Below are 15,188 nucleotides of genomic sequence, written 5' to 3'. Positions count from 1 at the left end.
CCTCCCCGCGCCGCCCTCGCCTTCAGCCCGCCTCGCGTGGCAGCCAGGCGCCATGGAAACCCGCCGGTATCCGCCGCGGCAGGCGCACCGTGGCCAGCGGCCCGGCCGTCAGGTCACGGGCATCGAGCACCACCACGTCGCTGCGGTCGCCCTCCTGTCGATAGACGCACACCAGCACCCAGCCGTCGTCCTCCGACTGCGCGCCGGGGCGCGGCACGAACACGGGTTCGCTGTTCTGGTCGCCCGGCGGCACCTCGTACCGCTGCCGCGCGCCGGTCTCCAGGTCGTAGCGCACCACCCCGCGCATCTCGCGATTGTTGGGTTGATGCACGGCGTAGGCATAGCGATAGGCATGGCCGGTGCGGCCATCGTTGATGCGCGGCAGTTCGATGCCGGCGTCATCCAGCTGGCGCTCGCTGACGCCGCCGCCGGCCTGGTCGATCACGTAGCGCCACAGCACCCCCAACGGGCTGTCCACGAAGCCCGCGCCGTCACGCGACAGCCGCAGGTATTCCGGATAGCGCACCACGTCCAGCACCAGCGTGGTGTCGTCGGCCTCGTAGGCGTTGACCACGTGCTGGATGAAACACGGCGCCACCTCGAACCAGCGCACCGGCCCGCCATGGCGCGGGATCACGCCCAGCCGCGATTGCCGCTCGTCGTGCCAGCGCAGCGGCATGCGGTAGCCGCGCGACAGCATCGAAAAATCGTAGGCCACGTTCAGGTCCAGCAGGATGCTGTGGCGGGCGGTGATGGCCATGTCGTGCATCATCGACGGCTCGGGCACCTCGATCAGCTGGTCCAGCAGCGGCCGACCGTGGGCATCCGCCACGCCATAGCGCAGCCAGGGTCGCTCCCAATGGGCGCGAAAGCTCATCAACTCGCCGGTCACGGCATCGATCTTGGGGTGCGCGGTCATGCCGCCCGCCAAGCCGGGATGGCGGCCGCAGGCGCCCAGGAAGTCCAGCCCCGCCGTCATCGCCAGCGGCACGCCGCCTTCGGCCAGCGCCAGGGTTTCGCCGGCATGGCGCAGCACGTTGACGTTGGGATTGGTGTCGGGCAGGTCGGCGGCCAGCGCGGGCGCGTATTCGCGCGCCCACAGGCGGGTGCGGGCCCAGCGGTTGCGGTAGTCCATGGCGCGGCCATCCCGCAAGGTGATGGCGTGCAGCATCGCCGGCTGGGGCCACCAGGACAGCACGTCGTTGCCCTCGAAACGGCCGCGCAGGGGGTTGGGACCGTTGCGCACCAGCGCGCCGTCCAGCTCGGGCGGCAACGTGCCCGTCACCGGCAGGTCGGTCAGGTCGGTTTCATCGGCAAGCGGCGCGGTGGCGCCGGTGTTCAGGTCGAATCGGGTCATGCCTTGCATCCTTCGGGTTGGAGAAGGATGTAATTTTTACCCGGATTAAATTATTCGTCAATATTACCCGGGTTTAATTAACGCAGGTCTTCCGGGATCATCGAGGCGTCGCGAACATACGGATCGCCTGGCTCAGGCCGCAGCGTCGCCTCGATCTCGGGCGAAAACGCCGGGATCCTGCTGGTGCGCATGACAGCCCAACGCATGATCGCGTGCAGGTAGTTGACGGGCGCCAAGATCAGGCAGGCCAGGCCCGGCTGTTGGGCATCGTTGGCGAAGATGCGCTCCTTGCTGAAGGCGAAACTCTCGCGCTTGCCGTCGACCGGCATGCAGAACAGCACCGCGTCCAGCACCGCTTGCGGGCCCTCTTCCATGTAACGGCGCAGGAACTCCCAATGCGAATATGCGTTTTCGATGCGGCTGGTGGCGATGCAGAACGCAAAGGTCTCCCTGACCGTGGCCCCGTCCTGATCGAGGATCAGTCCGCGGATATCCCAGTTGAGCAAACCGAAGCTGCCCCTGCCCCGTCCCAGCGTGAAATGGATCTTGTCCCACGCTGCGGTCAGCACGGTGCCGTCCAGCCGGAACACATGCACCAGGCGGCGCTTGCGATCCAGCGCGATGGGATAGTAGGTCCAGCGGAACATTTCCTTGTGGGCGACCCAGGCGCTCGCCGCGCCCAGCGCCGCGCAAATGGCCATGCCGAAGAAGACGGCTTCCCACAGGCCGTTTTCATTGGGCAGCCGGTCCACCACCAGGATCCAGGCCAGCATCAGGACGCCGCCGATGCCGAAGGCCAGGCCGATCGCACCCAGCAGCGCCACGAAGCCACGCCAGGCATACCAACGGTCGACCGACAGCAGGCTGTTGGAATTCATCCTCACCACGCACAGTTGCGCCAGCAGCGGGACATCCAGCCGCTTTTTCTGCAGCAGTCGGTGCTCACGCTCGAATTCCGTCAGTGGACGGTCGTTGGGAAACTTGGACATGAGTCCGTTGAAATCCATCGGGCCCCTCCTGGGTCAAGGAAAAACGCCGGCAAGGCGCCCCCCGGCACCGAGCGGGGAATACTCTCGCGTCAGGCGCAAGCGAGTCGGCGTCAACGCGCCAACTACAGGAAAAACGCAAATACCGACACGAACCCGATGGGCAGCGCCACCCAGATCAATAGCCCGAAAACGCTTACCAAGCGCCACCGGCCCAGCATATGCGGCAGCTTGCCTTCAATCGCCAAGCGCTCACCTGTAGCGGAAATAGAGCGTGCCATAGTCACGCCCATCACCGTCGCGACGCAACGCCCTGGAGGTCTTGCGCAAATTGATGCGGCTGGCATCCCGCCAGCCAAAGCCGGCGAAAATGGTCTCTGCCATCCGCGCAAACCCTTCCGTCTTGCAACCGCCGCGCCAAGCCAGGAACCCGAAAACCAGCAACAACGCCGGCAACCCATAGGCCAGGTAGACCGCATACGCCGACAACTGGCTGCTCAGGCTGAATGTGCCCTTGAACATTGCGAAAATCGCATCCAGGCACATCATGAACAGAAAAACCGCCCCCACTACGATGCCCCAGAAGCGGAACGTGGAAGCGTAGTGCGCCCGGCGCCCCTCGAAACAATGCGGATACACCGCAACCAGCGCATCGGCCGGCCGCCGGGCGCCGTAGGCGATCCATGCCTGCCCGTCGCGCTCGGCCACCAGTTCGATGTCATCGCCCTCGTCAAAGGGAAACCGCCAGAACCAGCCTCGAACGGGCTCGCCGCCGAGCGTGAACTCCACGAAGTCCGCCTTCTCCGTACTGTCGAGGGTAGCGATCGCAATGGCCGCGCCCCCCATCTCCGCCAGGCCGGCGGACACCGCCGACGCGCCAACGCCGCCGCCTAGCTGCTCCATCACGAAATCACGCGAGCGCCTGACGCGGCGCAGTCCCGCGATCTTGCCGGCCAGCTTGCGGACCTTGTCATGACGTTCCGTCGTCATTGCTACCGATTCCGAATATCCCATCGATCGCACTCCGCTCATCGAATGCATACCGCCGGCGTGGAACCGACCCCGTCAATACCCGCCTACCAGTTGGACACCACGACGCCCGCGAAAAACAGCGGCAGGGCAACCCAGAGCGCCAAACCGAAAATACTTGCCAGCCACCATCGCCTTTTCATGGACGGCAGATTCCCGGCACGCGCCAGCAGTTCTTCCTGCGTCGGCGGGACGATCCGATACGGGTTGTCGCCTTGCCAGCCCGCCACTGCCGCCAATTCCGCCGGCAGCGCAGGGCGGCGTCCGAATCGGCGAATCCAGCACTCCATCCAATTCGGCAGGTAATAGGCGCCGCTGAAGAACCAGAACGCGAACGGCCGCACCAGTCTGTGATGACGATCGATCGCATAGGGAAAGAGTTCACGCTCCATCCATGCATACGCGTTGACGCGATGGTCCGGCACCAACGCGACCGGCGGCAATGCCGCGGGTTCGGCGTCCATGTACAAGCGGATGAACTCCCAAAGTTGCGCCCCGGCTTCGGGACGGTCGAATGGCGCGGTAAGCGCCACGCCCTTGAGAATGCGGCGCGTGTCGGGCGCGATCTCGACGACACGCAATGGATAGGCCGCTCCCGCCCCGGTCGTGGTGACCACGTGATAGTTGCCCACGTAAGCCAGCGCACGGTCAAAGTCGACCGACGTCCAGCCGGTCCGTTTTTCCCACGCATACAAGCGCCGCAGTGCGCGACTGACGATAGTGGTCTCCTGGATGGGTGAAAAAACCGATCGATAAGCGCAGACCCAGCCGATCAACGCACAGACGAGATAACTTGCCATCATGACCGCAAGGCCCGTATCCAGGGTGGTCCTACCCATACGGAGATCGATCAGCGCGGTGAGAAACAGCAATGTCAACCCAACCGCCGCCGCCAACGAGACGCAGGCCACGTAACCGCGAGACGCCTCGAAAGGCCCCGTCAGACGCAAGCAGGCCGGCGTCAATTCGGTAACCATGCCCTCGGCGGCCGGCTGCACGCCAGACCGTCCCGACAGCAGCCAGCCCCAGGTGCCGGTGCGTTCCGGCAGTACTTCCATCTCTCATTTTCCTAATAGTTGTCATCGAGTTCGACAGGACGGCGATGCGGCAACCGCCCACAACGCGCCTCCTTCTTCTGGACGACAGAAAATCCCTGGATCACGTGCCGTTACTTTTCACGCTCAGCCCATACCCACGCCCTTGGAGTCAACTACAAGAAAAACGCGAATACCGATACAAACCCGACCGGCAACACCACCCAGGTCAATAGCCCGAAAACGCTTACCAAGCGCCATCGATTCAGCATATGCGGCAGCTTGCCTTCAATCGCCAAGCGCTCTTCAGGCGTGGGCGGGATAATGGGATAAGGATTCTCGCCCTCCCACTTCATCGACTCGGCCAACTCCGCCGGCAGCGCCGGACGGCGGCCGTGGCAACGGATCCAGTATTCCAGCCAATTGGGCACGTAATACATGCTGCCGAAGAACCAGAACGCCACCGACTGCAGTCCTCCCTTCAAGCGGTGCCGCCGATCGACCGAGTCCGAGAACAATTCACGGTCCATCCACGCATACGCATTGGCGCGATGATCGGGAATCAGCGCCACCGGCGGCACCTGTGCCGGTTCCCCGTCCATGTAGCACCGAATGAATTCCCAGACCTCCCCCGCCAACTGCGGACTGGCGAACGGACTGGTGGGCGTCACCCCCGTCTTGACACGACGGCTCCCCGGCCACAGCTGCGCCACACGCAAGGGATACAGCGCACCCGCGCCGGTCGTGGTGACAACCATGCGGTTGGCAACATAGGGAACAGCCTGGTCATAGTCGACCGCGATCCAGCCCGCCTTCTTTTCCCACGCGTACAGGCGGCGCAGACGGCGACTGATGATCACCGTATCCGGCACGAGCGCGAACGTCAGCTTCAATGCGGTAATCAGGCCGACCAAGGCAAGGACAACGTACAACGTTGCAAATATGAAGAAATCCTGGCCGTAGCCTCGGCCGGTGGGATCGAATTTCACGATGAAATTGATCGCCGTGAAACTCATCAGCAATCCGAACAGATAGGCTACCGCCGCCCCATACCCACGCATGGAATCCCGGGGCGGTACGAGCCGCAGGCATGCCGGGGATATTTCGACGACATGATCATGGCCAGAAGGCGTCGACGTTCCACGCTCTTTTCCCACGGGCAGCAGCCAGCCCCACGCTCCGCTTTTTTCCGGAATTTCATTGCCCACTGATTGCTTCTTGCTGGCTCGATTCATCAAATGTATACCCAAGACTCAAAGCCCGTTTCCAGCTCGGGACGGCTGTGCTCATCCGGCCAATACTTGACCCGCATGCAATAGAATCCGCCCTGCCCCTGGAAAACCTGAAACAGCCCTACGATCTTGACACTCTTGCTGGATCCATCCACTTCCATTTCCGTAGACCGGAACGTCGGCGCCGGGATAAAAGAAGGGGTATCGGTGACCGTGGGTTGTTGCGCATTCCTGGCTGCCACCAGCTTGCGGAATGTATTGGCACCAGCGCGCTCGTTGCGGAAAAACTCGATACTGATTCGGCTCTGCGAGATATACCGCGGAACGGAGACGTGAAAATGGATATAAGCATACCCGCCGCCCCGGGCCCCCGGCATCAGATAGCCTGCCGCCACCAACAAAATGCGCTCCAGCGCCTGCAATTCATCGCGAAGATTGGCGAAGGGAATAGCTGGCGCCGCTTTCTGGCCCCCTGATGCCTTGATCGCGAACGGGTTGGCCTGAGTGTTGGAAAGCTGCTCCTTTTTTCCAAAAACCCCGCTATCGAGCCAATACTCCACCGGGAGACGGTTGCCCTCGTCGGTACCCGCCGCATTGATGGCGGTCCAGATCGCCACGCCCAGCGCGGCGACCAGCAACAATGTCCAGCCTACCGGGCCCAGCGTAACGCCCAATACCGTGGCCACGCCCGCCCCCCCAACGGTCGAAACCGACGCCATGGTCAGCCCATAAGACGCCCCGCCAGCGATGATCGTGGCCAACCCGGACGCGCTACTCCAATACGCGGAGCGGGTATTCTTCCCCTGATATATCTTGTACGAAGCGCCGATCAGCGTCGCCCCTCCTTCGAGGACGCCGGCGAACAGACCAAACCTCGCGCCCATTGTGGTTACCTTCTTGGCGGCGGTCTGCGACACCAACGCCACTATCGTGGTGGACATGTCCATACCCACACTGACCAGCGCCAGGACATTGGCCGCGACTCCCGCGCCGCTCACCATCCTGTCGTCGAGGCCCGCGTCCTCCTTGAGCATCGCGTTCAACGCATTCATTGCGCCTTGAACCTGGAAGAACATAATGCCCGCCCCCAACACCGTTCCCGCAATGGAACCAGCCAGGGCCACTCGCGTCTCCAGATAAGGATTGACCTGGGCCGGATTGCGCATGGGCAACTCCAGCTCCTGCAGTGGCGTACCCCCTGCCAACGCCCTGCTCAAGGTCTGGCCCTGTTCCAGCTTCTGGACCGTGAACGCGACTACGCTTGCGATGGTCGTCTTCTCCGAGGGGAGATCGAGATAGACGCCTCTTCCAACAGACTCCGATAGGCTGAGTCCTTTCTGCCCAAGGTTGCCCGGTTGGGACAAATAGCCGCGACCAACAGGCAGCGCATCTCCCAAGGTAACGGGCGCAGCACCTTTCAAGGGCTTGGTGGCAGCCTCTTCGACCAAACGTTTGATCTCCTCCAGCGGACCGCTGAGGATTGTTGGTTTCACCAGCAAGTCTTCGCGCGTCACCAGGGTCATAGCGACGCCGCGCATCAACCGGTTATAGGTCTTGATGTCTTTAACCAGCAGCCTGGCCAACTGCCCCGAAACCGTTTCCACGAGCGCCGCAGTCGCCTCGTTGTAACGGCGCTTGGCTCTCAAGACTTCACGCAAAGTGTCGATTTTTTTTGCGTACTCCTGGCTGAACTCCTTGCTCATGTCGACCGCAGCCTTGATCGTGGTGATCGCTTCATCAACCGACGAAGTGTCAGCCAGCAATTTCAGGAAATCAGGGTTCCCGGCAGCCAGACTACGGTAGTACCAATTGTCAGGCGATTCGATAGGCAACTTCCAGAGTTCGCCCCAGATCTGGTTTCGTTCCCGTTCCGTATGACCGGACCCGGCCACGCACGATGCAGCCATGAACTCACGCCGCACGCCGGCCATTTCGTCTTTGTCGTGAAAATCCGAACGCTGCTGCTGCTTCCAGCATGGACTTCCCATCCATGTGCAGAACAGGGCACTGACGCTCTCGATCTGGTTCATCAGCGAAACCCTGCCCTCGCTGTCGGCAAGCGAACTCTGCCATGCGCCGGTGTCGATATTGCGCTGGTAGCGCTCCGGCCCATAATTAGGCGCCCAGAACGGCCCCGGATTGGCCTTGGCGCTCAAGCACATCCCTTGGATGATATCGGCGATGACACGCTTGCGAGCACGCTCCGGGTCGAGCGCCCCCTCCAGTTCCGACGCCCGCGCCGCCGCGATATTGCGCCGCAGATTCAACTCCTGCACGATCCCCACCGGATCCGGCAGCACCAGCCCCACTCCCCACTGCAAGGCTGGTAGTTTCGAATTCACCGCCCACATGAACGACGTCAGCAACTGCGGCTCCGGCTCGGCGCGCAGCTGCAGCGGGTTGTGCAGCCCCGCGTTCAGGCAGCGCTGTACGTCCGCCGGCGCGTAATCGGCGACGATCTCCGTGATGTCGGGCATGGTCAGCTTGCAGGTGTTGGGCGCGGTGCTGCCCGGCCCCACCTTGCCGTCGGCAATGTCCTTGAGGTTCAGTTCGGTCATCCGCGCCGTGCGGCAGCCATCCTTGTCGTCTTCGTAATCCTTGCGGGTCTCCCTGTCCCAGACGTAGCGGCTGTAGGCGATCCAGACCTTGGGGCTGCGCACGTGATCGATGGTGATGAACTGCGTGGCGGTATTGTTGTGCCCCTCCGACGAGCAGGCCTCGGACAGCGGTTTGGTGGTTTCGGCGTCCTCCGGCATCTTGGCGACCGGGATCTTGCGGTAGTAGCCCTTCTTGTCGAGCAGGTAGCCGTCCCAGGTCTTGTCCTGCTTGAGCACATACAGGTAGCCGGCCGCGGGCACGCGCACGAAATAGGTTTCCACCGGCAGCCCGACGGGGTCGAACCGCGGATCGAACAGCCGCACCTTGGCGTGCGCGTTCAGCTTTTTTTCCAGCCAGGTGCTGTACATGCGATGGGCAGGGATCTCCCATTGCGTATTGCTGGCGCCGCCATGCTCGCTATTGGCCCAGGCTTCGCGCACCATGGGGCGCGGCAACGGCGCCGGCACCAGCGGCATGATCGCCACGCCGCCCTGCTTGTCGCAGTTGATGCACTTGCCCTTGGTCTCGCCGCAGGTGTTCGCCGCCGCGGCGCTGCGCGCGTTAGAAAGCTCCGCCATCCCTCACCTCTGTCTGCTCCGATTCGGATGCCTCGCCGGTCCATTGCCGCACGCGGTTCCATTGTTCTTGCGTGATGTCGTTCAGGGCCGCCACCGCCGCGATGCCGTTGGCCTGCACCGTCGCCATGGCGTGGCGGATATCCGGGTGCTGGTCGAAGTGCGGGTGCACCAACAAACCATGCAGCGTGTAGTCGACGATGTCGGTATCCGTCTCCAGCCCCCAACGCGCCTGGGCGCGCGCCACCAGCCGGTCTGCGCGCGCGCGCAGACCGGCCTCGGCCATGTGGTGGCCGGCCTCGGCCAAGGCGTCGAGCGCCTGGTTGACCCAGCCGGCACGTTCAAGCACGGCGCACTGCGCGTGATCGAGCACCAGCGGCGCGGCCGGGCCGGCTTGCGCCACGCCGGCCGTCGCTGGCCGTTCGTACTGGAGTTCCAGTTCGCCGGCGGCGCGGCCCGGCCGCCAGCAGGCCTGGACCGGTGCCAGCCATTGGGCCATCTGGTCGCTGGACAGCACTTGCGCCAGGACTTCAGCGACGCGCGGATCCCAATGGCGCAGCGTCACCGGGTCGACGCGATCCGGCACGAGGCAACGCGCCATGCGGGCCAGATGCCGGGCCAGCACGGAGGCTACCAAGGGACTGGCGATCCAGCCACAGACCGGCCGATGCGTCTGTCCAGGACCGGCGGCCGCGCAAGCCGCCTGGACAGACAGCTCGATGGCGTCATCGCGACCGAACTCGCCCAATTCGAGCAGATAGGGGCAGTGCTCGGGCAGGAAGCGGCTGCGATCGAGCGGCAATGCCACAGCCTGCCCGCGGTGCGCGGCATGGGCCAGCGGATCCTCGATAGTGGGGTCGATCAGCACATAGAGCCGGCTGTGCTGCGGGCGTGAAGCCGCGGCCAGCAGTTGCTGATAGAGCCGCGCGCAGGCGGCCCGGTCCGCGTCGTGGAGAAAGTCTCCATCAAACAAAGGCCGACCCTCCCGCCGCGGCGCTATTCACCTTGCTCGGGCAATCCTTGAATTCCCCCGAGGGCAGCGCCAAGTCGCCACTGGCGGTCTGCGGCCCCACCCAGCTATGCGCGCTCGCCTTGAGCTCGACCTTGCCCGGCGCGTGCAACTGGATACCGCCGCCCTCCAGGCGCAGATAGGCGCCGCCGGCGGTGGCGAGCACGCGTTGCCTGGCCTGCACCATCACGGCCGCGCTGGCCGAGGCAAAGGTCACCGCCTTCTCTGCCGTCAGGGTCATCTTGGCGCCCTGGCTGTGCAGGCGCAGCTTGCCGCCCGCCGCGTGCAACCGCAGGCCACGGTCCTTCACCGGGCGGCTACCGCCCGCCTCGTGGCCCGCCGTGAACAGCACCACGCCGGCCGCCACGCCCACCGCCAGGTTGGCGCTGCTGACCCAGTTCACGTCCGGCGCCACCTGTGCCAGCGTGCCGCCGGCCACCAGGAAGGCGTTGCCCGGGGTGTATTGGCCGATGCCGCTGGGCGCGCTGACCTGGATATGCGGTTCGCTATAGGCCGCGACCTTGGCCCCGCCCCCCTGCGCGCGGGGGTCGTCCTGGGTCGCCTCGACCACGTCCCGCACGTGCTCCAGCGCCTCGTGCGCCGGCAGCGCCTGCGGATCCCCCTCCAGGAAAGCCTTCTGCTTGACCGCGATGTCGCCCAGTTCCCTGGCTGACTCGAGCGCGGCCTCGATCTGCTTGGCCGCCTCCGCGCTGTCCAGCAGCGCGCCGTCGGCGTTCTCGCGCAGGTCGGCGCTGATCAACAGGCCCTGGCCGCCACGCAGCGCCACGGCCTCCTTGGTCGACAGCTCGGCGCCGTGGCCCAGGTCCTGCAGGCGTTCGTTGTCGCGCTGTTGTTTGACGTGGCCCAGGTTCAGGCGCGAATCGGCCTGCGTGGTCGATGCAGTCAGGCGCGACTGGCCCGGCGTGTCGTCGTGCACCAGTTGGTTGTAGCCGCCGGTGCCCGCGCCGCTGGTCGCCAGCGCCTGGGTCTTGAAGCCCGACATGACCGCGTTGTGGGCGTGGCCCTCGCTGGCGCCCGCGAACCAGGCCGGCGCATTGCCGGTGGCGTTGGCGCCGCCCGCCTGCACCTTGTTGTGCGCGGCATCCTCGGCGCCCTCGCCGTTGTAGAGCGCGCCCACCACCACCGGACGGTCGATATCGCCGTGCAGGAATTCCACCAGCACTTCCTGGCCCACGCGCGGCACGAAATGGCCGCCCCAGTCGCCGCCGGCGACCGGCTCGGCCACGCGCACCCAAGTGCCCAGTTCATCCTTGGCGGGCGCGTTCTCATCGCCCGATGGATGCGTCATCCGGCTGCTGGAAGCCTTGCCGCGCTGCCAATGGAACTGCACCTTGATGCGGTGGTCTCGGTCGGTGTGCACCGGTTCCTCGGCGCCGACCACCAGGGCGGTCTGCGCGCCGAACACCGTGGGACGGGGATGCAGGCGCTCGCCGTGGCCATCCTGCGTCGCGGGACGGAATTCGGTGTCGCTGCCGATGCAGGTGAAGGTGTTGCGATAGAAATCGGCGTCGTCGCCGTTGTCGCCCCCCAAAGCCTCGCTGACGGCGCGCCCCAGGTCGGCGTCGAAGTTGTTGCGGGCCTGGTGCGTGATCGCGATCACCACGAACGCGGACGGACCGCCCTGCTGATAGTGGCCGGTCAGCGTGAAGCGCTGGCCTGGCGCCAGCGTGCGCACCGTGCCAGCGCCCTCGACGCTCTGCTGGCGCACGCGCAGGGCCGCCAGCGCGTTGTGCGCCAGCCGCTCGCCCTGCGCGCTGTCTTCGTAGGCGTACTGGCCGGGGTAGTCGTCGCTGACCAGCTCCAACGGGTTCGCCAGCTTGCCGGCGTCCGCCTGCGCCGACACCGGCCGCGCCTGGGCGCTGCGGTAGTCCCAACTGGCCATGCGCACGGCGTTGGTCTGCCAGCGCTGGCGCGGGCTCCAACGCTGGATGCTGTCTTCGGTCTCGGTCACGTCGGCGCGCGCAAAGCGCACGCTGGCCTGCGGACCGGCCTTGAAGGCATCGTTGTGGTCGGCAATGACCAGGGTGTGGCCGTCGTCGGCATGCTCGACCCAGTAGAACAGGCCCTCTTCGGCCAGCAGGCGTTCGATGAAGGCGTAGTCGGTTTCGCGGTACTGGATGGTCAGGCTGCGCTTGGCGTAGACGGCGCGGTCCTTGACCTCCCAGCGCCATTGCGGCGCCAGCGTGCCCTGGCCCTTGTAGTCGCCGAAGATGCTGTCGACGATGTCGATCACCGTCTTGTCCTGATAGGCGAAGCTGTCGCGCCGCGCCCGCAGGAACGCCAGCCACGGCTCCACGGTCAGCCCATAGCGCGCCAGGCCGCCGTTGGCGCCCAGGAAACGCACCGCCGTGGCGTGGCCGTGCCACAGGCGCGGCTGCTCGCGGTCCAGCGCGGTCTGCAGGCGCAGGGTGACGGGCTGGCCCATCAGGGCCTTCAATGGAATATGCGCGTCGTCGGACAGCGCAGTGATCTCCAGGCGATAGGCGCCGCCACTCAATTGTTCGGTGGCCGACAGGGTCTCGGCCACCAGGCGGTTATCGCCCAGCGGCGTGCGCAGGTCCAGCAGGCGGTTGGCCTGCGCGATGCCGGCGGTCGACAGGCGGGACAGTCCGGAAGCATCCTGGGGCATGGTCTTGGCTCCGGGCTCAGGTCAGGCGGTAGCGGAAGTCGCCGTTCTTGCCGGCCGTGACGCGGATGCGCGCGATCGCCTCGCCCTGCGCCATGCGGCCCAGCACCTGCTCGGCGATCTGCGGCAACAGCGTGCCGTTCAGGATGTGGTCGACGTTGCGCGCGCCCGTGTCCACCTCGGTGCAGCGCGCCAGCACGGCCTCGACCAGCGCGTCGTCCCAATCGAACACGGCGCGGTGGTTGGCCTGCACCCGCTCGGCGATGCGGGCCAGCTTAAGGCCGATGATGCGCGCCAGGGCGTCGTCGTCCACCGGGTAGTAGGCGATGGTCTTCATGCGGCCAAGGAAGGCCGGCTTGAAGGCCTTGTACAGTTGCGGCGCCAGCAGTTCCTGCAAAGCGTCCGGGTCCGGCCGCTCCTCGGCGGTCTTGTTCAGGCAGGCCTGCATGATGGTCGACGAGCCGACGTTGGAGGTCAGGATGATGAGCGTGTTGCGGAAGTCGATCTCGCGCCCCTCGGCGTCGTCCATCACGCCCTTGTCGAACACCTGGAAGAACAATTCCAGCACGTCGGGATGGGCCTTCTCGATTTCATCGAGCAGCACCACGCTGTAGGGCTGGCGCCGCACGGCCTCGGTCAGCACCCCGCCTTCGCCGTAGCCGACGTAGCCGGGCGGCGAACCCTTCAGACCCGAGACGCTGTGGGCCTCCTGGTATTCGCTCATGTTGATCGTGACCAGCTTGCGCTCGCCGCCGTACAGGATGTCGGCCACCGCCAGCGCGGTCTCGGTCTTGCCCACGCCGGAGGGGCCGACGAACAGGAACACGCCCTTGGGCTTGTTCGGGTCTTCCAGGCCGGCGCGCGCGGTGCGCACGCGCTGGGCGATGGCGTGCAGCGCGTGGTCCTGGCCGATCACGCGTTCGGCCAGCAGCGGCTGCAGTTCCAGCACGGTGCGGATCTCGTCATTGACCATGCGGCCCAGCGGGATGCCGGTCCAGGCCGAGACGATCTCGGCGATCACCTGCGCATCCACATAGGCCGGCACCAGCGGCGCCTCGCCCTGCAGGGCGCGCAGTTGCTGCTGCAACTCGGCCAGTTGCGCCTGGGCGGGCGTCGGCTCGGCGGCCTTGCCGCCGCGGCGCTTGGCGCCCGCTTCGGCGTCGGGCTCCTGGCCCGCGGCTTCCAGCTCCTCGCGCAGCGCGTGGATCTGCCGCACCAGCTCGCTTTCCTGGGCCAGGCGCGCTTCGGCGTCGACCAGTTGCTGGCGGGTGGCGGCCATCTCCTCGTCCAGCTCGCGCAGGCGGGCCGACTGCGCGGCGCCGGCGGCGGCCTCGCGGCGCAGGGCGGCGCGCTCGGTTTCCTGGCGCGCCAGGCGGTGGCGGGCGTCGTCGATCAGGGCCGGCGTGGCGCTACGGCCCAATGCCACCCGGGCGCAGGCGGTGTCCAGCACACCGACCGCCTTGTCCGGCAATTGGCGGCCGCTGATGTAGCGGTGCGACAGGCGGGCGGCGGCCACAATCGCTTCGTCCAGGATGCGCACGCCGAAATGCTGTTCCATCAGCGGCGCCATGCCGCGCAGCATGCTGGCGGCAAGCGTCTCGCTGGGCTCTTCCACCTTGACCACCTGGAAGCGCCGCGCCAGCGCGGCGTCCTTCTCGAAATACTTCTTGTATTCGCTCCAGGTGGTGGCGGCGATGGTGCGCAGTTCGCCGCGCGCCAGCGCCGGCTTGAGCAGGTTGGCCGCATCGTTCTGGCCGGCCTGCCCGCCTGCGCCGATCATGGTGTGGGCCTCGTCGATGAACAGGATGATGGGCGTGGGGCTTTGCTTGACCTCGTCGATCACGCTTTTCAGGCGGTTCTCGAACTCGCCCTTGACGCTGGCGCCGGCCTGCAAGAGGCCCATGTCCAGCGTGCGCAGCGCCACGCCGGCCAGCGCCGGCGGCACGTCGCCGGCCACGATGCGCAGCGCCAGGCCTTCGACCACCGCGGTCTTGCCGACGCCGGCCTCGCCGGTCAGGATGGGATTGTTCTGGCGACGCCGCGTCAGGATGTCGATCATCTGCCGGATCTCGGCATCGCGGCCGATCACCGGATCGATCTTGCCTTCGCGGGCGCGCTCGGTCAGGTTGGTGGTGTATTGGTCCAGCGCCGGCGTCTTGGACAGCGCGGCCGCGGGTGATGCGGCCTCGCCCTGCGCGGCGTCATCGCCCAATGCGACGGACTGGCCGGCCTCTTCCGAGCCGGCCGTCAGGGCCGCGAAATCGTGCTTCAGCTCTTCCAGCCGGAACGACTCGAACAGGCGCGAGCCGCGCCGCGCCAGCGCCGCCAGATCGGGCTCGGTCAGCAGCGCCAGCAACAGGTGGCCGGAACGGATGCGGGTGGTCTGCGTGTCCAGCGAGGCGATCAGCCAGGCGTGCTCGAACAGGCGCGGCAGATGCGGCGAAAACACCGGGGTGCGGGTATTGCCGTTCTTGAAGCCGCGGATCTCGGCGTTCAGGTCGGCCTCCAGCACCGAGGCCTCGATGCCGCTGCGGCGCGCCACGATGCTGAAATCGCTGGCGGGCTTTTCCAGCAGCGCCAGGAACAGGTGCTCCAGGTCCACCTCGTAGTGGCCTTGCGCCATGCACAGGCTGGCGGCGCGCTCGGCGGCCTGGCGGCAGGTCTGGTTCAGTTTCCCGATCAGGGTTTTCAGGGGAGTGGCCATGTTCTCGGTTGTCTTGT

The 15,188-nt window shown here is 65.9% G+C and carries 9 protein-coding genes; all 9 read right to left on the bottom strand.

Translation table 11 applies throughout. The annotated features are described in order from the left end of the window. Positions 1-22 precede the first annotated feature (22 nt). The 9 genes from HV783_RS18660 to tssH all read right to left on the bottom strand — a co-directional run bounded on the left by HV783_RS18660 (position 23) and on the right by tssH (position 15,171). Positions 23-1,357: a carotenoid oxygenase family protein gene (locus HV783_RS18660; protein ID WP_175189652.1), complete on the bottom strand. Its 1,335-nt coding sequence runs from the start codon at positions 1,355-1,357 to the stop codon at positions 23-25. Positions 1,358-1,434: 77 nt separating this feature from the next. Beyond that, positions 1,435-2,346, bottom strand: a complete 912-nt coding sequence (locus HV783_RS18655; protein ID WP_254603955.1) for a DUF6708 domain-containing protein — start codon at positions 2,344-2,346, stop codon at positions 1,435-1,437. A 249-nt stretch (positions 2,347-2,595) separates the two neighbouring features. Then, positions 2,596-3,333: a putative type VI secretion system effector gene (locus tag HV783_RS18650; RefSeq protein WP_175189650.1), complete on the bottom strand. Its 738-nt coding sequence runs from the start codon at positions 3,331-3,333 to the stop codon at positions 2,596-2,598. An 86-nt stretch (positions 3,334-3,419) separates the two neighbouring features. Beyond that, positions 3,420-4,430: a hypothetical protein gene (locus tag HV783_RS18645; RefSeq protein ID WP_240317341.1), complete on the bottom strand. Its 1,011-nt coding sequence runs from the start codon at positions 4,428-4,430 to the stop codon at positions 3,420-3,422. Positions 4,431-4,582: 152 nt separating this feature from the next. Then, positions 4,583-5,641, bottom strand: a complete 1,059-nt coding sequence (locus HV783_RS18640; RefSeq protein WP_254603953.1) for a hypothetical protein — start codon at positions 5,639-5,641, stop codon at positions 4,583-4,585. Next, on the bottom strand, positions 5,641-8,814 hold the full coding sequence (locus tag HV783_RS18635; RefSeq protein ID WP_175189649.1) for a toxin VasX: 3,174 nt from the start codon (positions 8,812-8,814) through the stop codon (positions 5,641-5,643). The genes HV783_RS18640 and HV783_RS18635 overlap by 1 nt, the downstream gene beginning before the upstream one ends. Next, positions 8,798-9,784 carry a DUF4123 domain-containing protein gene (locus HV783_RS18630; protein ID WP_054504410.1) on the bottom strand — a complete coding sequence of 329 codons (987 nt, stop codon included), beginning with the start codon at positions 9,782-9,784 and terminating at the stop codon, positions 8,798-8,800. The genes HV783_RS18635 and HV783_RS18630 overlap by 17 nt, the downstream gene beginning before the upstream one ends. Next, positions 9,777-12,470, bottom strand: coding sequence for a type VI secretion system Vgr family protein (locus tag HV783_RS18625; protein WP_175189648.1), 2,694 nt, complete (start codon positions 12,468-12,470; stop codon positions 9,777-9,779). Before HV783_RS18625 ends, HV783_RS18630 begins: the two co-directional genes overlap by 8 nt. Before the next feature lie 16 nt (positions 12,471-12,486). Further along, entirely contained in the window at positions 12,487-15,171 is a 2,685-nt protein-coding gene (gene tssH, locus HV783_RS18620) for a type VI secretion system ATPase TssH (protein ID WP_175189647.1), read from the bottom strand. Between the last annotated feature and the right edge of the window lie 17 nt (positions 15,172-15,188).

The organism is Achromobacter dolens, from assembly GCF_902859745.1.
Classification (GTDB): Bacteria; Pseudomonadota; Gammaproteobacteria; order Burkholderiales; family Burkholderiaceae_B; genus Achromobacter; species Achromobacter dolens.
This window is presented reverse-complemented; position numbering and strand designations above follow the sequence as displayed.

Excerpts from the sequence above, each read along its gene's own strand:
- HV783_RS18650 (WP_175189650.1), bottom strand. The coding sequence starts at position 3,333 with ATGACGACGGAACGTCATGACAAGGTCCGCAAGCTGGCCGGCAAGATC.
- HV783_RS18655 (WP_254603955.1), bottom strand. The coding sequence starts at position 2,346 with ATGTCCAAGTTTCCCAACGACCGTCCACTGACGGAATTCGAGCGTGAG.
- HV783_RS18660 (WP_175189652.1), bottom strand. The coding sequence starts at position 1,357 with ATGACCCGATTCGACCTGAACACCGGCGCCACCGCGCCGCTTGCCGAT.
- HV783_RS18625 (WP_175189648.1), bottom strand. The coding sequence starts at position 12,470 with ATGCCCCAGGATGCTTCCGGACTGTCCCGCCTGTCGACCGCCGGCATC.
- HV783_RS18645 (WP_240317341.1), bottom strand. The coding sequence starts at position 4,430 with ATGGAAGTACTGCCGGAACGCACCGGCACCTGGGGCTGGCTGCTGTCG.
- tssH (WP_175189647.1), bottom strand. The coding sequence starts at position 15,171 with ATGGCCACTCCCCTGAAAACCCTGATCGGGAAACTGAACCAGACCTGC.
- HV783_RS18635 (WP_175189649.1), bottom strand. The coding sequence starts at position 8,814 with ATGGCGGAGCTTTCTAACGCGCGCAGCGCCGCGGCGGCGAACACCTGC.
- HV783_RS18640 (WP_254603953.1), bottom strand. The coding sequence starts at position 5,641 with ATGAATCGAGCCAGCAAGAAGCAATCAGTGGGCAATGAAATTCCGGAA.